The organism is Streptomyces avidinii, from assembly GCF_045161815.1.
Lineage (GTDB): Bacteria > Actinomycetota > Actinomycetes > Streptomycetales > Streptomycetaceae > Streptomyces > Streptomyces avidinii.
Window position 1 is genome coordinate 332,341 of the sequence record NZ_CP108863.1, and the last position, 21,994, is coordinate 354,334.

Annotated in this window: 19 protein-coding genes; 12 read left to right on the forward strand and 7 right to left on the reverse strand. The window is 73.3% G+C overall.

The window, feature by feature from the left end; all coding sequences use genetic code 11:
• Window positions 1-49: 49 nt before the first annotated feature.
• The 6 genes from OG373_RS01610 to OG373_RS01635 form a co-directional block, all read right to left on the reverse strand.
• The gene (locus tag OG373_RS01610) at window positions 50-1,366 is read right to left on the reverse strand and encodes a flavin monoamine oxidase family protein (protein WP_405435306.1); all 1,317 of its coding nucleotides are present in this window, start codon (window positions 1,364-1,366) and stop codon (window positions 50-52) included.
• Between the two features lie 26 nt (window positions 1,367-1,392).
• Window positions 1,393-2,547, reverse strand: a complete 1,155-nt coding sequence (locus OG373_RS01615; RefSeq protein WP_405435307.1) for an ABC transporter ATP-binding protein — start codon at window positions 2,545-2,547, stop codon at window positions 1,393-1,395.
• Window positions 2,548-2,552: 5 nt separating this feature from the next.
• Window positions 2,553-3,389 carry an ABC transporter permease gene (locus tag OG373_RS01620; RefSeq protein ID WP_397730270.1) on the reverse strand — a complete coding sequence of 279 codons (837 nt, stop codon included), beginning with the start codon at window positions 3,387-3,389 and terminating at the stop codon, window positions 2,553-2,555.
• On the reverse strand, window positions 3,386-4,369 hold the full coding sequence (locus OG373_RS01625; protein WP_405435308.1) for an ABC transporter permease: 984 nt from the start codon (window positions 4,367-4,369) through the stop codon (window positions 3,386-3,388). The genes OG373_RS01620 and OG373_RS01625 overlap by 4 nt, the downstream gene beginning before the upstream one ends.
• 1 nt (window position 4,370) lies before the next feature.
• Complete coding sequence (locus tag OG373_RS01630; RefSeq protein WP_397730267.1) at window positions 4,371-5,501, reverse strand: spermidine/putrescine ABC transporter substrate-binding protein; 1,131 nt, start codon at window positions 5,499-5,501, stop codon at window positions 4,371-4,373.
• 187 nt (window positions 5,502-5,688) lie between these two features.
• A complete protein-coding gene (locus OG373_RS01635; protein WP_405435309.1) occupies window positions 5,689-6,960 on the reverse strand; it encodes an aromatic ring-hydroxylating dioxygenase subunit alpha in 1,272 nt (423 codons plus the stop codon).
• Window positions 6,961-7,359: 399 nt separating this feature from the next.
• Here OG373_RS01635 and OG373_RS01640 point away from each other — a divergent pair, with 399 nt between their 5' ends.
• The 8 genes from OG373_RS01640 (at window position 7,360) to OG373_RS01675 (ending at window position 15,532) form a co-directional block, all read left to right on the forward strand.
• Entirely contained in the window at window positions 7,360-7,773 is a 414-nt protein-coding gene (locus tag OG373_RS01640; protein ID WP_405435310.1) for a hypothetical protein, read from the forward strand.
• A complete protein-coding gene (locus OG373_RS01645; protein ID WP_405435311.1) occupies window positions 7,770-9,149 on the forward strand; it encodes an NADH-ubiquinone oxidoreductase-F iron-sulfur binding region domain-containing protein in 1,380 nt (459 codons plus the stop codon). The genes OG373_RS01640 and OG373_RS01645 overlap by 4 nt, the downstream gene beginning before the upstream one ends.
• Window positions 9,146-9,337, forward strand: a complete 192-nt coding sequence (locus OG373_RS01650; protein ID WP_397730260.1) for a ferredoxin — start codon at window positions 9,146-9,148, stop codon at window positions 9,335-9,337. Before OG373_RS01645 ends, OG373_RS01650 begins: the two co-directional genes overlap by 4 nt.
• Before the next feature lies 1 nt (window position 9,338).
• Window positions 9,339-11,408, forward strand: coding sequence for an acetate--CoA ligase family protein (locus tag OG373_RS01655; RefSeq protein ID WP_405435312.1), 2,070 nt, complete (start codon window positions 9,339-9,341; stop codon window positions 11,406-11,408).
• A 43-nt stretch (window positions 11,409-11,451) separates the two neighbouring features.
• The gene (locus OG373_RS01660) at window positions 11,452-12,624 is read left to right on the forward strand and encodes an acyl-CoA dehydrogenase family protein (protein ID WP_405435313.1); all 1,173 of its coding nucleotides are present in this window, start codon (window positions 11,452-11,454) and stop codon (window positions 12,622-12,624) included.
• A 37-nt stretch (window positions 12,625-12,661) separates the two neighbouring features.
• A complete protein-coding gene (locus OG373_RS01665; protein ID WP_397730255.1) occupies window positions 12,662-13,834 on the forward strand; it encodes an acyl-CoA dehydrogenase family protein in 1,173 nt (390 codons plus the stop codon).
• Between the two features lie 127 nt (window positions 13,835-13,961).
• A complete protein-coding gene (locus OG373_RS01670; protein ID WP_405435314.1) occupies window positions 13,962-14,924 on the forward strand; it encodes a 3-hydroxybutyryl-CoA dehydrogenase in 963 nt (320 codons plus the stop codon).
• On the forward strand, window positions 14,921-15,532 hold the full coding sequence (locus tag OG373_RS01675) for a TetR/AcrR family transcriptional regulator (RefSeq protein WP_405435315.1): 612 nt from the start codon (window positions 14,921-14,923) through the stop codon (window positions 15,530-15,532). The genes OG373_RS01670 and OG373_RS01675 overlap by 4 nt, the downstream gene beginning before the upstream one ends.
• 64 nt (window positions 15,533-15,596) lie before the next feature.
• On the opposite strand, the gene OG373_RS01680 is transcribed toward OG373_RS01675, so the two are convergent.
• Window positions 15,597-15,950, reverse strand: a complete 354-nt coding sequence (locus tag OG373_RS01680) for a hypothetical protein (RefSeq protein WP_405435316.1) — start codon at window positions 15,948-15,950, stop codon at window positions 15,597-15,599.
• Window positions 15,951-16,503: 553 nt separating this feature from the next.
• On the opposite strand from OG373_RS01680, the gene OG373_RS01685 reads away from it, so the two are divergent.
• The 4 genes from OG373_RS01685 to OG373_RS01700 all read left to right on the forward strand — a co-directional run bounded on the left by OG373_RS01685 (window position 16,504) and on the right by OG373_RS01700 (window position 21,914).
• Window positions 16,504-17,586 (forward strand): DUF5954 family protein, encoded by a 1,083-nt coding sequence (locus OG373_RS01685; protein ID WP_405435317.1) that lies wholly within the window; start codon window positions 16,504-16,506, stop codon window positions 17,584-17,586.
• A gap of 114 nt (window positions 17,587-17,700) precedes the next feature.
• Window positions 17,701-18,132, forward strand: a complete 432-nt coding sequence (locus OG373_RS01690; protein ID WP_405435318.1) for a VOC family protein — start codon at window positions 17,701-17,703, stop codon at window positions 18,130-18,132.
• Between the two features lie 160 nt (window positions 18,133-18,292).
• Window positions 18,293-19,666, forward strand: a complete 1,374-nt coding sequence (locus OG373_RS01695) for an LCP family protein (RefSeq protein WP_405435319.1) — start codon at window positions 18,293-18,295, stop codon at window positions 19,664-19,666.
• 160 nt (window positions 19,667-19,826) lie between these two features.
• Entirely contained in the window at window positions 19,827-21,914 is a 2,088-nt protein-coding gene (locus tag OG373_RS01700) for a SpoIIE family protein phosphatase (RefSeq protein ID WP_405435320.1), read from the forward strand.
• Window positions 21,915-21,994: the final 80 nt, after the last annotated feature.

Sequence of the window (21,994 nt, forward strand, 5' to 3'; positions counted from 1 at the left end):
ACCGGCCTCGATACCGGTCTCGGTGCCGGCCTCGGTGCCGGTTCCGGTGTCAGCCACGGCTCAGCACCTCGCGGGCGGTGTCGCGGCCGGTGCGTACGGCGCCCTCCATGTAGCCGGCCACCCACTGGTCGGATCCGCAGACGTAGAAGGGGGGTTCGTGCGTGCCGTGGCGGGGGCCGACGCCCGTGACGTCGCCGGGGGTCCACTGGGTGACGTACCCCTGGGTCCACGGGTCGGTGCCCCACATCCGGACGTGGGTGGCGAGCGGCCGGTACGCCTCGTCGCCGTAGAGGCGGGCGATGTCGGCGAGCAGTTCGCGGGTGCGCAGCGGGGCGGGGATGCCGAGCAGGACTCCGAGTCTCTCGGGCGGTACGAGGGCGGAGAGGATGCCGTCGCTCTGCGGCCAGGTGCTGCCGAGGACCCCTTCGCATTCGGAGAGGCCGCTGCGGCCGAGGCCCTGCCAGAAGGGCCGGTCGTACGCGGCCACGAACTTGGCGGCGAGCGCCTGGCGTTGCCGGTGCAGGGAGGCGAGGCGCTGCTCGGAGACGCCGGTGACGCAGACCTGGCGGAGCGGGCCGACGGGCAGGGCGCTGACCACGGCGCCCGCGGTGAGTGTCTCGCCTCCGGCCAGGCGTACGGAGCACCGCCCCGGCCGGCGGACCGTGACGGCCCGGACAGGGGATCCGGTACGGATGTGTCCGCCGAGGGCGGCGGCCATGCGCAGGGCGACCGTCGCGGAGCCCTCGGCGACCCGCAGCCCCTCCCAGGCCTCGTAGTCGTAGTGGTCGGGGCCGGGTACGGCGGCGTGCTTGCGCAGGGCGGCGAGCAGCGACGTCCGCTCGTACGAGCCGTCGGCCAGGGCGAGCTGACCGATCTCCCAGAGGCGGACCACGGCCGGGGTGGCTCCCTGGGCGCGCAGCCAGCCGCCGACCGAGGCATGGTCGAGGGCCGTCGCGTCGGGGTGGGACCAGGGGTCGTCCGGGTCGACGGTGCGGGCGAGTGCGCAGAAGGCGGCGGTGACCTTCTCGTGGCAGGTGTCGTCGCCGGGGCCGAACCAGTGGGGCGGGTCGCCCGCGGAGACCGCTTCGGGCGTGGCTCGGGTCAGGGCGCCGGGTTCGGCGACGTAGCTGGGGACCGGTGTGAGGCCGAGTTCCGCGGCGAGGGCCAGGTAGGCGGTGTGGGCGCGGCCGACGACCTCTCCGCCGAGCTGGACCAGTCGGCCGTCGGGGAGTTCGGTCTGTTCGACGCGGCCACCGACCCGGTCCCGGGCCTCGACGACGAGGACGTCGGCTCCGCCGGCGGCGAGGTCGCGTGCGGCGGCGAGACCGGCCAGGCCGGCGCCGAGCACGATGACGTCGTGGTTCATGGGGGTGTCCTTCGATCGGGGCGGCTTCAGTCCAGGACGAGGCAGTGTTCGGGCTTCCAGCCGATCTCGACGCGCTCGCCGCCGCTCCAGCGGTCCTCCCTGCGGGAGCGGACGGTGTTCTGCTCCAGGACGGACACCGTGACGCCGGGGGCCAGTTCGATCAGGTAGGTGGTGGTCGGGCCGCAGTAGACCGTCTCGCGGACGACGCCCTCGGCGCGGGCCATGTCCGGCTCCAGGTCGGACAGCCAGATCTTCTCGGGGCGGATCGAAAGGTTGACCCGGCTGCCCTCGGCGACGGCCGGCCGGTGACCGACGGGCAGTTCGGGTCCGCCGTCGAGGACGACCCGGCCGGATCGGTAGGTGCCGGGGACGAGGTTGGAGGTGCCCATGAAGGAGGCGGTGAAGCTGCTCGTGGGGCGCTCGTACACGTCCTCGGGAGTGCCGCACTGCTCGACGCGGCCCTCGTTCATGACGGCGAGGCGGTCCGACATGGTCAGTGCCTCGTCCTGGTCGTGGGTGACGAAGACGAAGGTGATGCCGACCTCGCGCTGGATCTGCTTGAGCTCGACCTGCATGTGGCGGCGCAGTTTGAGGTCGAGTGCGGCCAGCGGTTCGTCGAGGAGGAGGACTTGCGGCCGGTTGACGAGGGCGCGGGCGAGTGCGACGCGTTGTTTCTGGCCGCCGGAGAGGGTGGGCGGCTTGCGGTGCGCCAGGTGCCCGAGCTGGACGAGGTCGAGCATGCCGCAGACCCGTTCGCGGATCTCGGCGCGGCCGACGCCCTTGCGCTTGAGGCCGAAGGCCACGTTGTCCGCGAGGGAGAGGTGGTCGAAGAGTGCGTAGCTCTGGAAGACGGTGTTGACGTTGCGCTTGTTGGGCGGCAGGCCGGTGACGTCCTGGCCGTCGAGGAGGACGCTGCCCGCGGTGGGGTCGGAGAAGCCGCCGATCATCCGCAGGAGGGTGGTCTTGCCGCAGCCGGAGGGACCGAGGAGGGAGAAGAACTCGCCCGGTGCGATGTCGAGTTCGACGTCACGGACGGCGTGGGCGCCGCCCGCCGCGGGGTACTGCTTGCTGACGCGGTCGAGCCGGACGGCGGGGGTCGGGAGGATGGGTGTCGGGGTCAGCGGGGTCGTGGTCGTGGAGGCCGTGGTCGTGGGGGTCGGGTGCTCGGGTGTCGCGGGCATGGGTGTCACTTCCCGGAGAGCAGGTCGAGGCCGCCGCGGCGCCCGAACAGGCGCGGGATGGCGAGTGCGAGGACGATGAGGGCGATGGATCCGGCCAGCATCAGGGTGCCGACGGCGTTGATGGTGGGCTGCACGCCGAACCGGATCGCCGAGTAGATGCGTACGGAGAGCGGCTGCGGGTCGACGCCGGTGGTGAAGTAGGCGAGGACGAAGTCGTCGAAGACGAGGGCGAAGATCAGCACTGCGGAGGCGAGGATGCTGGGGAGCAGTGCGGGCAGGGTCACCAGGCGCAGGGCCTGCCTGCGGGTGGCTCCGAGGTCCATGGCGGCCTCCTCGACCTCCGGGTTGAGGGCGGCGATGCGGGAGCGGAGGATGACCGTCACGTAGGAGATGGAGAAGGTGATCTCGGCGAGCATCACGGTGGTGGTGGAGAGACTGATGCCGAGTCCCTTGAAGAGGAGCATCGCCGCGACGCCGGTGACGATCTCCGGGGTGATGAGCGGGACGAGCATGATCAGGCCGGCGAAGGACCCGAGGCGGCTGCGGCTGCGTACGAGGCCCAGGGCCAGGGCCACGCCGAGGACGAGCGAGCCGGCCATGGCGACCAGGGACACCCGCAGGCTCATGCCGAGCGAGTCGAGGAGTGCCTCGTCGTGGAGGAGGGCCGTGTACCAGCGGAGGCTGACGCCGTCGAGGACGGTGAGGGATTTTTGGGAGTTGAAGGAGAACAGGACGACGACGCCGACGGGGAGGTAGAGGAGGGCGAAGAAGAGGGCGGTGACGGCGATGGCGAAGCGGGGGCGGCGCTCGGCTCCGCGCCGGCGGCGCTGCGGGGTGCTCATCGGGCGGCCTCCGCCTCGTCCTTGCGGGTGCGTCGCAGGTAGCCGAGCATCCCGAGGAACAGGACGGCCATCAGCAGCATGGTGAGGGCCGAGCCGAGCGGCCAGTTCTGGCCCTGGAAGAACTTGTCCTGGATCAGGTTGCCGATCATGATCTGGTCGGGTCCTCCCATGAGCTGGGCGCTGACGAAGTCGCCCATGGCGGGCAGGAAGACGAGGACGCAGCCGGCGGCCGCTCCCTGCCGGGTGGCGGGGACGGTGACGAAGAGGAAGGTGCGCAGCGGGCCGCCGTAGAGGTCGCGGCCGGCCTCGATGAGGGAGGTGTCCATGCGCTCCATCGCCGCGTACAGCGGGATGATCATGAAGACGACGAAGCCGTAGACGAGTCCGGCGATCACTCCCACGCCGGTCTGGAGGATCTTGGTGCCGTCATCGGCGAGGCCGATCGCGCGCAGGGCCCGCAGCAGCGGGCCGTCGTCGGAGAGGACGACGGACCAGCCGTACATGCGCACCAGGTAGTTGGCGAAGAACGGCACGACGATCGCGGCGATCAGCAGGTTCTTGAAGCGGCCGCCGCGCAGGGCGATGGCGTACGCGACCGGGTAGGCCACGGCCAGGCTGATGAGGCAGGTGATCAGCGCGTAGCCGAGGGAACGCAGCAGCACGGTGCGGTAGGCGGGGTCGGCCAGTGCGGTGAGGTTGGCGAAGTTGAGGCCGAAGCGCGGGTTGCCGAGCGGGTCGGTGGTGCCGAGCGCGAGGGTGGCCACGAGGAGGAGCGAGGCGACGAGGAAGCCGGTCATCCAGAGGGTGCCGGGGAGCAGGAGCCAGGTCCACAGGCGCGGCTGTGAGCGGGCACGGGTACGTGTCGTGGCCCCGGACCGGCCCCGGGTCCGGGTCCGGTCCCGGGCCGGGGGCGGTGGGTAGGGTGCGGCCGGGTCCCGGGGTGGCGGGACCTCGGTCCCGGTCTGTCGGGTGCGTGCCATGTCAGCCGGCCTTCACGTCGGTCCAGGCAGCGTCGCGGGCCTGTTCGGCCCGTGCGTCGCCGTTGCGGAAGAAGAGGTCGGCCCGGAGGTCGTCGGCGGTCACCAGGCACTGGGGGAACGGCTCGACGAGCGCGGCGTAGGTGTCCTCGGTGCCGCGGACCGGCATCGGGTAGCCGATGTACTCGATGTTCTTCTTCACGTTCTCCGGGCGGAGCATGTAGTCGATGAAGAGCATCGCGGTGCCGGGGTGCTGCGCGTTGGCGGGGATGGCGTAGCAGTCGGAGTTGACGGGGGCGCCCTCGCGGGCGACCTCGAAACCGAAGACCGCCGGGTCCTCGGCCTGGGCCAGCATGGCGGCCATGTCCCCGCTCCAGGCCTGGGTCATGTCGGCGTTGCCGTTGAGGAGGTTGTTGTAGCTGTCGCTGGAGAAGCCGCGCAGGCGGGGGCGGAGCGAGCGCAGGGTGTCGGTGACGCGGGCGAGGTCGCCGGGGTCGCCGGTGGTGAGACCGAGGCCGTGTTTGAGCGCGCCGAGGCCCAGCACCTCGTCGCGGTCGTCGAGGACGAAGACCTTGCCCTTGGCCTTGTCGTTCCACAGGTCGTCCCAGGAGCCGGTCAGGTCGCCGAGCCGGTCGCGGCGCCAGCCGATGCCCGTCTTGTACATGGTGAAGGGGACGGTGTGCGCGGAGCGGGGGTCGTACCAGGGGTCGGCGAAGTAGCCGTAACCGCCGAACACGGCCTCGGCGTTGCGCAACCGGGAGTGGTCGATGGTGCGCAGTCGGCCGCCGGCGGTGAGTCGCTCGGCCCATTTCGCGGTGGGGAAGATGATGTCGTAGCGGTTGCCGGCGTTGAGTTTGGCGGCCATGCCCTCCATGGAGTCGTAGTTCGACTGGACGACCTTGACGCCGTACTCCTTCTGGAAGCCCTCGAAGACCGCGGGGTCGACGAAGTCGGCCCAGTTGAAGTAGACGAGGTCGCCGTCGACCTTGACGTCGATGGGTGCTTCCGCGGTCGCCCTGCCGGCCGGGTCGTCGGCGGAGGAGAAGCCGCAGCCGGTGGCGGTCAGGGCGAGGGCGGCGGCGGTGCCGGCGCGGAGGAACGAGCGTCTGGTCGGGGGGAGTGCCTCGGGGGACATGGGGTCCTCTCCGTAGGGGCCGCAGGGGGACGGCGGAGCGAGCGGTGCGGGGGGAGCTCGGTCTGTGCGGTGGGCGCGGCGCGGGCGGGGCGCCGCGTGGTGCACGTGCGGTCGTGCGTTCGTAAGGTCGTGCGGTCGTGCGGTGGCGGTGGCGTTCGGTGGGGCGGGTCGGTGGGGGCGGGTCGGGCTAGGAGGCGTCGAGGTCGGCCCGGATGCGGCCGGCGAACCAGCCGACCGCCGATTCGCGGCGCGACAGCGGTCCGGGCTCGAAGCCGGGGGTGGAGAGCCCCTTCTGCACGCGGGCGACCAGTTCGGCGTCCTCGTCGTTGGTGATCCAGCCGATGTGGATGTTCAGGCGCCGGGCGAGGCGGGTGCGCAGGCCGGTGCCGCGACGGGTGTAGAACGCGCCGGGTACGGCCACGCGGTCCACCGCAGTCGGGATCGCGGTCCAGGCCAGCACGTGGTCGGGGTAGAAGTCGATGAGGGTGTTGGGGTAGATGACCGCGTACCGCCAGATCCGGCGGTCGGCCTCGGCGAGGCCGGGCATGGGCGCCGCGATGCGCTGGTAGAGGCGTTCGGCCCAGTTCGAGGACGGCTTGTCGCGCAGCGGCGAGGCGAAGAGCGCGTAGGACTGCTCGATCTCGCAGGTGTAGCCCTGGTAGTCGAGCAGCCGCATCAGACCGGGGTGGGCGACCGGGACGTGGTAGCCCTCCAGGTAGTTGTCGACCGCCACCTTCCAGTTGGCCTGCTGCACTTCGGCGGAGGCCAGGTCGTGGATGCGGGCGCGGCCGATCGGCACCAGGTCGGCCCCCGCGTAGTGGCCGACCGCCTCCGCGAGGCCCGCGCAGCTCTTGGCCAGCGGTACGGCGTCGAGGTCGAGGTTGACGAACACGAAGCCGAGGAAGGACTCGACACGGGCCGGGAACAGGCCGAGCTTCGGCTTGTCGAGGCAGGGGATCTGGCGTGCTTCGGGGGCGCCGACCAGGCTTCCGTCGAGGCGGTACGTCCAGCCGTGGTACGGGCAGCGGATCGCCTTGCCGTCCGGTTCGGGCGTGGTGACGAGGCGGGTTCCGCGGTGGCGGCAGACATTGAGGTGTGCGGCGAGGCCGCCGTCCTCGGTGCGGACGACCAGCACCTCCCGGTCGGCGACCGTGGCGGCGAGCCGTGCGCCCGGGTTCGGCAGGTCGGACTCGTGGCAGACGAGCTGCCACGACCTGCCGAAGACGTGCCGGGTCTCCGCGGCGGCGGTCTCGGGGTCGGTGTAGTAGCGCGCGGGGAGGGCCGGCCCGGGGGTGTCGGGAGCAGCGTCCTTGCGGGCGGCGGGCCCGGTGGAGGGCTCGGCGGGGCCCGGCGGGCCGGTCCCGTCGGTCGGGTCGGTGCGGGCGGCGCGAGCGGTGCGCTCGGATCGGCCGGTGCGGCCGGTGCGGCCCGTCGGTGATTCGGGAGCTCTTGAGTGCATCGGTGACTCCTCCGTGCCGGCGTGCGGCGATCGGTGTCGGCGTTCGATGGCGAGGCAAGGCGGGGGCAGGGCGAGGCAGAGCGGGCCGAGGCAGCGCGACCCAGGGCGGACAGTCGGTCGGGGCGGGAAGCCGTGCTGACCGATTGGACAGCCACATTGCTGGCTCATTTCCACCGGGTCAAGACTTGTTCACTGACCGATCGGTCAGCTAGCGTAATTCTTGCCTGACCGATCGGTCAGCAAACATGCTTTCCTGTCGCCGCACCGGCCTTGTTTCGCCCTTCGCCCTGTTCACCGGGGCGGACCCTGCCGTGCGGCCCGGCCGGCCCCTTCCCGGGCCCGCACCCCCGGATCTCCCCATCTCCTCTCCCGATCACCTTGATCTCCCCGGAGGCACGCATGAGCGGTCGTCGGCGTCTGGACTGGCTCGGGCTCACCCCCGAACCCGAGCGAGAACTCCCCGCGGCGGTCGCCGCCCTGCGCGCCTCGTCACGCACCGCGCCCGCAGGACCCCCGCAGGACCTGGCCGCCGCCGAGCGGCGGCGCGTCGAGCGCCTGATCCTGCGCGGCAGCCGGCACAGCTGGCTCCGCTACCTCGCCGAGGTCACCGACCTGGTGACCGGCGTGGCCGCCGGGTCCCGGGCGGGTGACCGCGCCGCCGCCCTGCTCGCCGGCGAGGTCGTCCTCGACCACCACCGCATGCTCATCGGCCTCCCGGGACCGGGATACGGCCGCACCGCACAGGACCGCGCCGCGCTGGAGAGCGCCGTACGCAGCCTGCGCACCCCCACCAGGACAGGAGCCGGCCGATGACCACGATCCGCCTCCCGACGGCGCAGCCGCCGGGCACCGCCCTCGGGGCGGCCCCGGCCGCGTCGGAGAGCGCCGGGGCCTACCGGGCCACCGGCGGCTACGCCGACGCCACGGGCCCGGAGGACCTGCTCGCCCACCTGGCCGACTCCGGGCTGCGCGGCCGCGGAGGGGCCGGTTTCCCGGCCGCCGTCAAACTGCGCGCCGTGCGCGACCGCGGTGGCTCCCCGGTCGTCGTGGCGAACGGCGAGGAGGGGGAACCGGGCTCGGCCAAGGACCGCTGGCTGCTGCGGGCCCGGCCGCACCTGGTCCTCGACGGCCTCGCCCGCGCCGCCGCCGTCACCGGCGCCGTGCGCGGCTTCGTATACCTCTCGGACCCGGCGGCGGCCGAGAGCGTACGCCGGGCCCTCGCCGAACACCCGCCGCCGCTGCCCGTCGAGGTCGTCGAGACCGACCACACCTACGTCGCCGGTGAGGAGACGGCGGTGGTCCGCCGGATCGACGGCGGACCGGCGCTGCCCGCCGCCAAGCCGCCCCGCCCGTTCGAGCAAGGGGTGGGCGGCGCCCCGACCCTGGTCTCCAACGTCGAGACGCTCGCCCGGATCGCACTCACCGCCGCCCGGCCCGACCTGCGGCGCGCCATCGCCCGCCACACCCTGGTGACGCTGTCCGGCGGCCCGGCGGCGCCGGTGCTCACCGAGGTCCCGTACGGCGTCCCGCTGCGCGCACTCGCGGCCCGGTACGGGACCCCCGACGCGACCGGCGCGCTGATGGGCGGGTTGTTCGGCGGGCTGGTCGACGCCCGCGCCCTGGACCTGCCCCTCGAACCCGGCGCGCTCACCGCCGCGGGCACCGCCCTGGGGTGCGGGGCGATCCGCTTCCTCGCCCCCGGCAGCTGCCCGGTGACGACCGCCGCCGACGCGGCCGCCCACCTCGCCGCCGAGAGCGCCCGGCAGTGCGGGGTCTGCGTCTCGGGCACCGCTGCCGTCGGCAAGGCCCTGTACGCACTCGCCGCCGGGACGGCGGGGCCGGACACCGCGGACCATCTGCGCCGCTGGTCGCAGGGGCTGCCCGGGCGCGGTGCCTGCGGGCTGCTCGACGCCGCCGCGGGCATCGCCGGCAGCCTGCTCCGGTCCTTCCCCGGACTCGTCCGGTCCCATCTCGCCGCGCCGTGCCCGGTGTGCGCGGACGCTACGCCGGCGGCCGGCCGCCGGCGCCTCACCGTGGCCGTGCCGGAGGTCGCCGGAGCGCCGCGCCCCGCCCGCGTGCCCGCTCCGCCACCGGCCCGCTCCCCTTCCTCCCCCTCCCCCTCCCCCTCCCCCTCCCCCTCCCCCACCGCCACCGCCCTCCCGCTGCCCGCGCTGAAAGGAACGCCGTGAAACTCCTGCTGGACTCCACCCGCTGCCAGGGCTACGGACTGTGCCAGGAACCGGCACCCGAACTGGTCGAACTCGACGAATGGGGCTACGCGAACGTCATCGCCGTCCTCGTCCCGGCCGGCACCGAGGACGCCGCCCGTGCCTGTGCCGAGAGCTGCCCCAACTCCGCCCTCCGCGTGGAGGGATGACATGGGACGCGATCTGACCGCCCTCTTCGACCCCCGCTCGGTCGCCGTCGTCGGCGCCAGCGACGACCCGGCGAAGTACGGCCACGCGGTGGCCGCCCAGGCGCTGCGCGCCCCCGACCGGCGGCCCGTGCACCTGGTCAACCGGCGCGGCGGCGCCGTACTCGGCCGGACGGCGGCCCCCTCCCTCTCCGCCATCGGCGAACCGGTCGACCTGGTGGTGATCTCCGTACCCGGCGCCGGCTTCGAGGCGGCCGTCGACGAGGCACTGGCCTGCGGGGCGAAGGCGATCGTCGCCATCACCGCGGGCTTCGCCGAGGCCGGCCCGGCGGGCCTGGCCCGGCAGCGTGCGATCACCGCCCGGGTACGGGCCGCCGGAGCCGTCCTCGTGGGCCCCAACTGCCTGGGCATCGCCGACAACACCACGGAGCTGTACCTCGCCTCGGACCGCTTCGCCCCCGGCGGCGTGGCGCTGCTCAGCCAGAGCGGCAACCTCGCCCTCGAACTCCAGCTCCGCGGTGAGCCGCACGGCCTGGGCTACTCCCGGTTCGTCTCCCTCGGCAACCAGGCCGACGTCACCCTGGTCGACCTCGTCGAGGACTGCGCCCGCCACGACGCCACCTCCGCCATCGCCGTGTACGCCGAGGACTTCGGCGACGGCCGGGCCTTCGCGGCGGCCGCCGCCGCGGCGGGCAAGCCGGTGGTGCTCCTCACCGCCGGCCGGGGCACCGCCTCCGCCCGCAGCGCCCAGTCACACACCGGGGCGCTCACCACCTCGGCCGATGTGGTGAGTGCCGCCTGCCGCGACGCGGGGGTCGAACTCGTCCGCACGCCGCGGGAGATGACGGTCGTACTGGCCGCGCTGGGCGCCGGGGTGCGGACGAGCGGCCGGCGGACCGCGGTCTTCACCGACGGCGGCGGCCACGGCGCGATCGCCGCCGACGCGGCCGAGGACGCGGGGCTCGACGTACCGGAGTTCGGCGCACCGACGCAGGACAGGCTGCGGAGCGTGCTGTGGGAGCAGTCCTCGGTCGGCAACCCCGTGGACCTGGCCGGGATGGGAGAGCAGCGGCCCCGCTCGTACGCCGACACCGTCGGGGAGCTCCTCGCCTCCGACGAGGTCGACGCGGTCCTGATGACCGGGTACTTCGGCGGGTACGCCGCCGCCGAGGGCGGTCTGGGCGGCGGCCCCGCGGGCGGTTCCGTACTCGCCGACGGCGAGGCCGCGGCCGCCAAGGAGATCGTCGCGCACCTCACCGCCCGGCCGAAGCCGCTGGTCGTGCAGTCGATGTACCCGCGGTCGCCGAGCTGCCGGGTGCTGGCCGAGTCCGGGGTGCCGGTGTTCGCGGCCACCGAGGACGCCGCCCGCGCGCTGGCCGCGATGACCGGCCGGGGGACGGCGGACGCCTTGGGCGTGCCCCCGCTGCCGCCCGCCGCCGCAGCGCTGGAGGATCCGGGGTACCACGGGGTGCGGGCACTGCTCGGCGACGCCGGGGTGCCGTTCCCGGCGGCGCGCGAGATCACGGACGAGGCCGGACTGCTCGCCGCGGCGGCCGGGTTCGACGGCCCGTACGTGCTCAAGGCCCTGCACGTCCTGCACAAGTCCGACGCCGGTGGTGTGGCGCTGCGCCTGGCCGACCGGGCCGCGCTCCTCGCCGCGTACCGGGAGATGCACGCCCGGCTCGGTGCGCCCGCCTACTCGGTCGAGGCGATGGCCGACCTCACGGACGGCGTCGAGCTGATCGTGGGCGTGAACCAGGACCCCCGGTTCGGGCCGATCGCCCTGGTCGGGCTCGGCGGGGTCCTCACCGAGACGCTCCGTGACGTCGCCTTCGCGCCGGCCCCCGTACCCGCCCGGCGGGCCGAGGCCCTGCTGCGCGGGCTGCGCAGCGCGGCGCTGCTGGACGGCGTACGCGGACGGCCGGCCCTCGACGTGGCCGCGGCGGCGGCCGTCATCGAGCGCATCACCACCGTCGCCGCGGCGCACCCGGAGATCGCCGAGCTGGAGGTCAACCCCCTGCTGGTGCGCCCGGACGGCGCCCTCGCCCTGGATGCGCGGGCCGTCCTGCGCTGACCGCTCCACCCCCACCACCTGTGCTCTGGAGGACTGACGCCCCATGGACTTCCGCTACACACCCGAGCAGGCCGACCTCAAGGCCCGCGCCGCCGCCTACGCACGCCTCCTGATGCGGTACGAGGACCGGTCGGAAGAGGCGGGCGGCCCGCTGCCCGTGGACACGGTCCGCGAACTGACCCGCGCGGCCGTCGAGGCCGGCGTCTACGCGATCAACATGCCCGCCGAGTGGGGCGGGGCCGGCCTGTCGCTACTGGACCAGGTCATCGTCGAGGAGGAGTTCGGCAAGGTCACCAACTGCCTCTGGGACATCCCGTGGCGGCCCGCGAACGTCCTGGCGTACGGGACCGAGGCGCAGCGGGAGAAGTACCTGCTGCCGGTGATCCGCGGCGAGCGGTTCGACGCCTTCGCGGTGACCGAGCCCGGTGCCGGATCCGACCCCGGCTCGGGCACGAGCACCGCGACCCGTACCGCCGGCGGCTGGCTGCTGAACGGCGAGAAGTGGTTCGTGACCTGCGGTGACATCGCGGACTTCCTGCTGGTGCAGGCGGACGCGGGACCCGAGCGGGCGGCGACCCTGTTCTTCGTGGACAAGCAGGCGCCCGGGGTCGAGATGACCCGGGTCCCCCGCTTCATGCACTCCGCGGTGAACGGGCACCCCGAGTTCACCTTCACCGATGTGTTCGTCCCCGACGAGGACGTGCTCGGCGGTGTCGGCAAGGGCTACGAGCTGACGAAGGAGTGGTTCACCGACGAGCGGCTGATGATCGCCGCCCGGACCGTCGGCGCCGCCGAGCGGGCCCTGGAACTCGCCCGGGACTGGGCGGTGGAGCGCCGCCAGTTCGGCTCGCCCATCGCCGACTTCCAGCTCATCCAGGGCATGCTCGCCGACTGCGCCGTCGACATCGCCGTCAACCGCGCCTACACCCACCAGGTCGCCTGGGAGGCGGACCGGCCGGAGACCGACCGCAAGACGCTGCACGCGAAGGCCTCGACGGCGAAGCTCGCGGCGAGCGAGGCCGCGGGGCGGGTCGTCGACCGCTGCGTGCAGATCTTCGGCGGGCGCGGCTACGACCGTACGTACCCCGTCGAGCGCATGTACCGCGAACTGCGCGTCGACCGGATCTGGGAGGGCACCTCCGAGATCCAGCGCCTGATCATCGCCAACGAGTTGATCAAGCGCGGCACCCGGTCCCTGGCCCTCCCCACTTCCTGACCCCGCTCCCCGACCACGACCCAGAGGACAGACAGACATGGACTTCCGCCTCACCGCCCGTCAGGAAGAACTCCGGATCACGGCGCGCGCACTCACCGACTTCATCACGAAGTACGAGCTCGACTGCGAGGAGAACAACGGGCTGCCCCCGCAGGCCCACACCGAGATCCGCGACGCGGTCCTCGACAGCGGGCTGCAGGCCGTCAACATGCCGCAGGAGTGGGGCGGCGCCGGCCTCACCATCCTGGAGCAGGTCACGGTCCAGGCGGAACTCGGCCGGCTCACCGGCGCGCTGTGGGACATGGTGTGGCGTCCGGCCAATGCCCTGTCCTACTGCACGCCCGAGCAGCGCGAGCGCTACCTCGTCCCGGTGATCCGCGGGCAGCGCCGGGACTGCTACGCGGTGACCGAGCCCGAGGCCGGCTCCGACCCGCAGAACCTGCGGACCACGGCGACGCGGACCGCCGAAGGCTGGGTGCTGAACGGCGAGAAGTGGTTCGTGACCGTCGGCGACCACGCCGACTTCATGATCGTGCTGGCCGCCGCCGGGGAGGAGCGCGCGCCGACCCTGTTCCTCGTCGACAAGGACACGACGGGCATCGAGATGACCCGGGTGCCGCGGTGGATGCACACCTTCGTCTACGAGCACCCCGAGTTCACCTTCACCGAGGTGTTCGTCCCGCAGGAGGCGGTGCTCGGCGAGGTGGGCCAGGGCTACGACATCACGCGCGCCTGGTTCACCGAGGAGCGGCTGATGATCGCCGCCCGGACGATCGGGGCGGCGGAGCGGGCCCTGGAACTCGCCCGGGACTGGGCGGTCGAGCGCCGCCAGTTCGGCTCGCCCATCGCCGACTTCCAGCTCATCCAGGGCATGCTCGCCGACTGCGCCGTCGACATCGCCGTCAACCGCGCCTACACCCATCAGGTCGCCTGGGAGGTCGACGAGGGCGTGCTCGACCGCAAGACGCTGCACGCGAAGGCGGCCATCGCGAAGCTGGCGGCGAGCGAGGCGTCGGGCCGCGTCGTCGACCGGTGTCTGCAGATCTTCGGCGGTCGCGGGTACGACCGCTCGTACCCGGTCGAGCGCCTCTACCGCGAGCTGCGCGTCGACCGGATCTGGGAGGGCACCTCCGAGATCCAGCGCCTGATCATCGCGGGCGAACTGGTCAAGCGGGGTACGGGCGTTCTGCGGATGCCGTCCGCGCGGTGAGCCGCACCCGCGGTCCGGGGCGGCGCCCGCGGGTGCGGCCCCGGACCGCGGCCCGGGCGCGCGAGCGCGGCGGACAGCACAAGCACCCGGTAACACCCAGCGGCACGCAAGCAGGGAGGACGGATCGATGACCGATGTCGAACGGGTCGGGGTCGTGGGCTGCGGGCTGATGGGATCCGGCATCGCCGAGGTCTGCGCCCGCGCCGGACGGGAGGTCGTCGTGGTGGAGACGACCCGTACGGCCGCGGCCGCCGGCCTGGAGCGGATCGTCCGCTCCCTGGGACGCGCGGCGGCGTCCGGACGGCTGACCGGCGCCGAACGGGACGCCGCCGTCGGCCGGATCGCGGTGACCACGGACCCGGCGCGGCTCGCGGACCGGGACCTCGTCGTCGAGGCGGTGGCGGAGGACGAGCGGGCGAAACTGGAGGTCTTCGACCTGCTCGACCGGGTGGTGGAGCGCCGGGACGCCGTCCTGGCGACGAACACCTCCTCCATCCCCGTCATCCGGCTGGCCGCCTCCGTCTCACGGCCGGAGCAGGTCATCGGCCTGCACTTCTTCAACCCCGTACCGGTACTCCCGCTGGTCGAGCTGGTGCCGTCCCTGCTCACCGGTGAGGAGACCGTCCGGCGGACGCACGCGTTCGCCTCCGAGGTCCTGGGCAAGGAGGTCGTCCGCGCCCAGGACCGGGCGGGGTTCGTCGTGAACGCGCTGCTCGTGCCGTACCTGCTGGCCGCCGTACGCATGGCCGAGTACGGGACCGCTTCGGCCGAGGACATCGACCGGGGCATGACGCTCGGCTGTGCGCACCCGCTGGGTCCGCTCGCCCTGGCCGATCTGATCGGCCTGGACACGGTGCAGGCCATCGCCCGGTCGATGTACGCGGAGTACCGCGAGCCGTTGTACGCCCCGCCGCCACTGCTGGCCCGGATGGTCGACGCGGGGCGGCTGGGCCGCAAGACGGGCCGGGGCTTCCACACCTACGGCGCCCGCGGGGACGGTGCGATGCGCGAGGATGGGGGTGTGGTGGCCGCGGCAGCGGGGCCCACCCGCCCGGTGGGCGGGCATCGAGACGGGGAGCAGCCAACGTGACCAAGGCCGAGCGCGCACTCGAGACGCGTGAGCGAATCCTCACGGCCGCGTGCGAGGTCATCGCCGACATCGGCTTCGAGAACGTCAGCATGCGCAAGGTCGCCGAGCACGCCGGGGTGTCGAAGGCCCTGCTGCACTACCACTTCGACACCCGCGAGAAGCTCTTCGCGGAGGCGATGACGCACTCCTTCGCCCAGACGGGTACGGACACCGAGGGCGTCGCCGACTCGGTGCCCGCGTCCGTCGTGCTGGCGCGCATCCTGCGGAGCATGCTGCCGAGCGACGCCGAGCTGCGCCAGGACTGGAAGCTCTGGCAGGAGTTGTGGGTGCGCGCTCAGCGCGACGCGGCGGCCCGGCACCTGGCCGTCGACCTGTACGACCAGCTGCACGCGTGGGTCGGCGGGGCCGTGGAACGGGGCATCCGGTCGGGGGAGTTCACCGCCTGCGATGTCGCGGCGCTCGGCACCCTGGTACTGGCCCTGTGCGACGGTCTCGGCATCCGCCTGATGCTCGACGATCCCCGGGTGGACCTCGCGGCGGCCCGATCGACGATCTGGCGGACGATCGCGCCGACGCTGGGCATCGCCCCGGAGTTCCCCGACATCTGACCGGGCGGGGCGGTGCATGGCCTCCTGCCGGTCGGCCGGTTCCGGGCCGGTCCGCCGGTTCCGGTCAGCCCGGACCGTGCACGGTCTGGAGGTAGCCGTAAGGGTCGACGGTGAGGGCGACGCGCTCCTTCTTGTTGCCCAGGGCCAGCACGATCCAGACGACGCCCCACAGCAGGCACGTGAAGATGGTCAGGATGGCGTGCAGGACGTGGTTGACGTCGCCGCCGCGGACCAGCACCGCCTGGGTCGGGGAGCGCGATTCGACGCGCCACCCGAGGCTGATGTACTGGTTCACGGTCCAGTCGAGGATCGCGGTCCGGCGCACGCCGTCGAGCGGTTCGCCGGTGGGCGCGTAGAGCATCTCCGGGGGCGGTTCCATGGACGGCCCCCAGGGCTGTGGTCCGTCGGACGTGGGCATCGGTCCGGCCTCCCCTCGCATCGGGTACGGTCCCGCATACCCCCAGGGTGCGCCGGACCGGCCGGCCCGGCACGCCGAGCCCCATGCGCGCACATACGTTCGACCCGCGTGCCCTGCCGGCCCTGGATTGTCAGTGGTCGGCCCTACAGTCGGAGCATCCCCATTCAAGGGTTGAGGCGGGCTGCCTCGCTGCACGATCCCGCCCCACCGGACCCCCTCGGGGGACAGCGCCCGGTGGGGCGGCGCGCAGCCCCCGGCAAGATCCGAAAGAGACGGCCCAGCTCCTGCGGTGCGGCGGGACCGCGCGTCGCACGGCCTGCGCAAGGGCCGCCCGCGAGTCCGCCGAGGCGTACACGGTCGACGCGTCCACCGGCCCGGCCGGAGGCTCGCGCGCGTCCGGCGGGAAGGACAGTGGCGAATGTCAGGGGTGCGCCGGGAGGTGGCACAGGTGCCCGGACGGTACCGCCCGGGGCACCCCGAAGGCCGGGGAATGGGCGAATCGGGGGCGGCGTCCTGCCGGTGTAGGCAGGATGGGGGCATGGACCGTGGGGACATGAGGCCGCGCGGGTCGCGGCCGGTGGTGGTGCGGGTGCCGGTGGAGCCGGTGGAGGCCGCAGTGGAGGCCGACGCGCTCGACGCCGTGGCGCGTGCGGGCGATGTGGTGGTACGCGGCCCGCTGTTCGGGGTGGCGGCGCAGTCCCCCGAGGACGGCCAGCGGTGGCGGGTGGTCCTCGAAGTGACGGCCGGCTGTCCGCAGCAGGCGCGCGACGGGCTGAACTCGCGGCTGTGGTTCCACGCCAAGGACGAGGCGCAGGACCGGGCGGAGCGGCGCGCGCTGCTGGCTGCCGTCGCCCGGCTGGAGAGTGAGCGGGTCGACGAGCTCGAAGTGTCCGGGACCCGGTACCGGGTCGTGCGCGCCGAGGAGTACGCGGCCTCGGGCCCGGGCGGTATGGAACCGCCGCGCCCCACCGATCCGGAGCCCCTCGTACCCGACTGGGACCGCGCCGCCAGGGAGCCCGAGATCGACGACGGCCTGGTCATGGATCCGGACGCGCCGGTCACCCCGACCCGGGCCTACGAACAGCTGGCGCTGCGCGACCTGTGCTACACCGGCGAGCGGTTCCCCGAGGACGTGCGCGCCGACTCGCGGCGGGCCCTGGACACCCATCCGGACGTGCTGGTGATGCCGCCGACGTTCACCGTCGTCGAGCAGACCGCCGGCGGCTGGCGGCCGGTCAGCGGCCCGCACGCCACTCCGCATTCCGCCCGCAAGTCGCTGGACTTCGCCCTGACCTGGATGTGGCCGCGGATGCGCGGCCACATCCCCGAGGACGCCGACCCGCGCACCGATGCCCGTACCTGGGTGCCTGCGGACGGCGGGGACGACAGGAAGGCCGCCGACCTGCGGGCCGCGAAGCTGGCCGCGTACGCCGGGGCCGCCGACACGCTCCGCGTCGGGCGCGTCAACCGGCTGGAGTTCCAGGACGCCGTGTACCGGATCGTCCGCACCCGCCGTCTGCTGCGCTGGGGCCCCGACGGGCCCGAGGGCCCGCGGCCCTCCGACGTCAACAGCCAGGAGCCCGCGCGCATCCACCTCACGCTCGACGAGGACGGCCGCGTCCTCCCCGACGACTGACCCGGCGTTTCGACGTGCGCCACCGGTCCTCCATGGGAAACGGTGGACCCGCCCCACTGCCCGACCTGATGTGCGACCCCCTGCACGGCCCGCTGATGCTCCGAGGAGACACCCATGAACTGGACGCTCGAAGTCGTCCCCGTCCCCGTCACCGACATGGACCGCGCGAAGAGCTTCTACGCCGACCAGGTCGGCTTCGGCATCGACCTCGACGACGAGGTCTCGCCCGGTGTGCGCATCATCCAGATGACCCCGCCCGGTTCCCGGTGCTCCATCGCCATGCTCCAGGGAATGCCCGGGGCACCCGGCGGCCGGACGATGGCGCCCGGCACCCTGCACGGCCTTCAGCTGTGCGTCACGGACATCGAAGCGGCCCGCGAGGAGCTGGTCGCCCGGGGCGTGGACGCGTCCCCCGTCCGGCACATCGGCGAGAAGGGCTGGGAGGAGGGGAAGGGCGATACCTGGAACTCCTTCCTCACCTTCGACGACCCGGACGGCAACAGCTGGGTCGTCCAGGAGGCTCCCTCGGAGCTGTCCGAGCGCTGAGCGGGCGGCACCCTGTACGCCGCGACGGCGGGCAGATGTACCAAGCCCGCCCCCTGCGGGGAGGAATCCCGGCGCGTACGGCCCGGCTACCCGCTCATATGACTCGTAGGACCAGTACATTCCCCATTTCATTCGGTTCGTTCTATTTTGGGGATGTGCCTTGCGTCGTACGGCTGTCGCTCTGACCCTGCTGACCGCCCTCTCCTGCGGTTCCTTCGTGGGCTCGCAGGCCGTCTCTGCCGCGAGCGCACCGGCGGGCGCCGACGGCGGAGGCGGTGGCCGGGGCACCAACATCCTGGTCGTCGGCATCGACAGTCGTGCCGGGCTCTCCGCTGCCGAGAAGCGGCGCCTGCACGTGGGCGGCAAGGGGTGCAACTGCACCGACGTGATGATGCTCGTCCACCTGTCCCAGAACCGGCGGCGCGCGAGCATCGTCTCCATCCCGCGCGACTCCTACGTCGAGTACGCGGGCACCACCGCCCCCGCCCGCAGCGGCAAGATCAACGGTGCGTACGCGATCGGCGGCGGCCCGCTCACCGTGGCCACCGTCGAGAAGGCCACCGGCCTGCACATCGACCACTACCTGGAGACCGGTTTCACGGGCTTCGAGCAGACGGTGAACAACCTCGGCGGCGCCACCGTGTGCACGGACAGGCCGCTCAAGGACGATAACTCCGGACTCGACATCGGCGCCGGCCGCCACCTCGCCGACGGGAACGGAGCACTGCGCTACGTCCGGGCCCGGCACGTCAACCTCCGGCCGGGCGACCTCGGCCGGGTCCGCCGCCAGCAGCGCGTGGTCAACGATCTGCTGGACCGCCTCACCGCGGAGGGCTCCCTCAACGGACCCATCAGCACGGCGCGGACCGTGCGGACCCTGCTGAAGACCGTACGCACCGACGCGCGGACCGGACTGGACGACCTGGTCCGCATCGGCTGGGCACTCGGTCACCTCCGGGCGGACCGGACGGAGTTCGCGACCGTCCCGATCCGGCTCTTCGACCACCGCGTGCCCGGTGTGGGTTCCACCCTGGTGTGGGACGAAGCCCGCTCCGCCGCGTTGTGGGACGCGCTGGGCGCGGACCGCCCGATCACGGGCGACACCCGCATCCAGCCCGTCGCACAGCATCCGGCCCCGACCGACCCGGCCCGGATCACGGTCCGCGTGGACGACGCCGACGTCGCCGCCGCCCTGCGCGGCAACGGGTTCGCGGTCACCGACACCTCGCAGACCGCACCCGCGGTGCGCCCGTCCGGGCCCCCGGTCGTCCGGTACGCCACCGGCCAGGAGGAGAACGCGGCGACCGTCGCGGCCGCACTGCCCGGCTCCCGCCTGCAGGTGGATCCGGACCTCGAATCGGTCGTCGAGGTCGCCGTCGGTACCCGGCCCGTGCAGGTCGACACCGTCACCTATGACCGCAACGTGGCCGACGGCGCCCCCGTGACCGCCGACCGCCTCCGCTGCGCCGAAGCCCCTACGGCGGCCGGGGCGGCACGGCCGGCGGGCGGTACGGGGCCGACCGGGCGACGATGAGAGGTGTCGACGACGCACGGCCACGGGCCGCACCGGGTGAGCGGCCGCAGGGGCCGACCGCGGCGCGGCTGCGGTACGGGAGCGGCGACGGTGCACACCGCTCCCGCTGGGTCGCCGCGGCCGGGGGCCGGGGCCGTCCCGGAGGAGCGGGTGCAGCAGCATGCATGAGGACACCCCACTCGAGGAGCTGATCAGCAGCGCCGCCCAGGACGCCGGAGGGTGGCTGGGCGCCCTGCCGGTCGCACTGGTGGCGACCAGCAGCGACGGGATGGTGGTGCGCTGGAACCACGGCGCCCAGCAGCTCCTCGGCTACACCCCGCCGCAGGTGCTGGGGCGGCACATCTCCGACCTCCTGCACCCGGGAGCCGACCGCAGCCTGGGCCGGTCGTTGTGGGAGACGGCCGCCACCGGCCGCGGGGTCATGGGGACGGTCACCGCCTGGCACCGCGAGGGCCACCCGCTGGAGCTGGAGATCTGGGCCTGCCCGGTCCCCGACCGCCGCCAGGGTGCGTCGGCGGTCCTGGTCTTCGCGGCCGACGCCCACGCGGCCCGCCGGATCAGGGGTTCCTCGGCCGTCTGGGACGGGTTGTTCGCCCGCTCGCCGGTCGGGATCGGGGTCCTCGACACGCAGTTGCGTTTCCTCCAGGTCAACCCGGCCCTCGAAGCGATGAACGGCCTGGCGGAATCCGCCCATGTGGGGCGGCGGCTGGCCGAGGTGCTGCCCGAGGTGAACGCCGGTGAGATGGAGGCGGCGATGCGCCTCGTCCTGGACACCGGCGAGCCGGTCCTCGACCGGCGCCGTACCGGCCGGACCCCGGCCGATCCGGAGCACGATCACGTGTGGTCGTGCTCGTACGTGCGCGTGGAGGATCCCGGTGGCCGGCCGATCGGCGTGATCGCCTCACTCCTCGACATCACCGCGCAGCAGCGCGACCACACCGAGGCCGAAGCGGGCCGCCGCAGGCTGGCCCTGCTCAGCGAGGCGAGCTCCCGTATCGGCGCCAGTCTCGATCTGGAGCGCACGGCACAGGAGCTCGCCGACCTCGCCGTCCCGCACCTCGCCGGCGCCGTCACCGTCGACGTGCTCGACTCCCTGGCCCGCGGCATCGAGCCGGGCACGGGACTGGCCGGGGGCGTCGCCCTGCGCCGTCTGGGCAAGGCGCCGTTGACCGGGTCCGCCGTCACGCAGGTCCTGGCGCCCCTGGGCAGAACCCTCGTCTTCCCGTCGAACGCCCCCTACACCCAGGCCCTCTCGGCCCGCCAGCCGTTCCTGATCGCCCACCTCGACGACGAGGCCGTCGGCCCGGCCTCCCGCCACTCCCCCAGGCCCGCCCAGCTCCTGCGGATCGGCGTGCACTCGTTCATGATGATCCCGCTCATCGCCCGCGACATGGTGCTCGGCGTCGCCACCTTCTACCGCATTGGGCCCGTCGGGCCGTTCGGGTCCGACGACGTCACCCTGGCCGGCGAACTCGCGGCCCGCGCCGCCATCAGCATCGACAACGCGCGCCTCTACCACCACGAGCACGAGACCGCGGTGGTCCTCCAGCGCAGCATGCTCCCCCAGCACATCACCCCACCGCCCGGTATCGAGATCGCCCACCGCTATCTGCCGGCCAGTGACGTCAACGAGGTGGGCGGTGACTGGTACGACGTCCTTCATCTGAGCGGCGGCAGGGCCGCCCTGATCATCGGCGACGTCATGGGCCACGGCATCGCGGCCGCCGCCGTCATGGGACGCCTGTCCGCGACCGTCCGCGCGCTCGGCCGGCTCGACATGCCGCCCACCGCCCTGCTCCACCAGCTCGAAGCCACCCTGGCCGACCTGTCCGACCCGATGCTCGCGACCTTCCTGTACGTGGTCTGCGACCCCGCCACCGGCCACTGCACGGTCACCCGCGCCGGACACCCGCCCCCGGCCGTGGTCCAACCCGACGGCACCGTCTACCTCGTGAACACCCCGCCGGGCGTCCCGCTGGGTGTCGGCGGGATCTCCTTCACCACCACCGACATCTCCCTGCCGCCCGGCAGCCTCCTCGTCCTCTACACCGACGGCCTGATCGAGGCTCGCAGCCGCGATATCGACGAACGGCTGGGCGAGCTCACCGGCCTGCTCTCCGGACCCCAGCAATCGCTCGACCACCTCTGCGACTCCCTCATCGCCCACCTCGTCCCCGCCTCGGCCGACGACGACATCGCCCTCCTCGCGGCCCGCATCGGCGGACGCGCCGACCGGCCACCCGTGTGAATCGGGCCATCGGCCTTCCTGCACTGTCACTCCGCACGCCCGGGCCCGTACAGTCCGTGATGCCGATGCGCCCCCGGGCA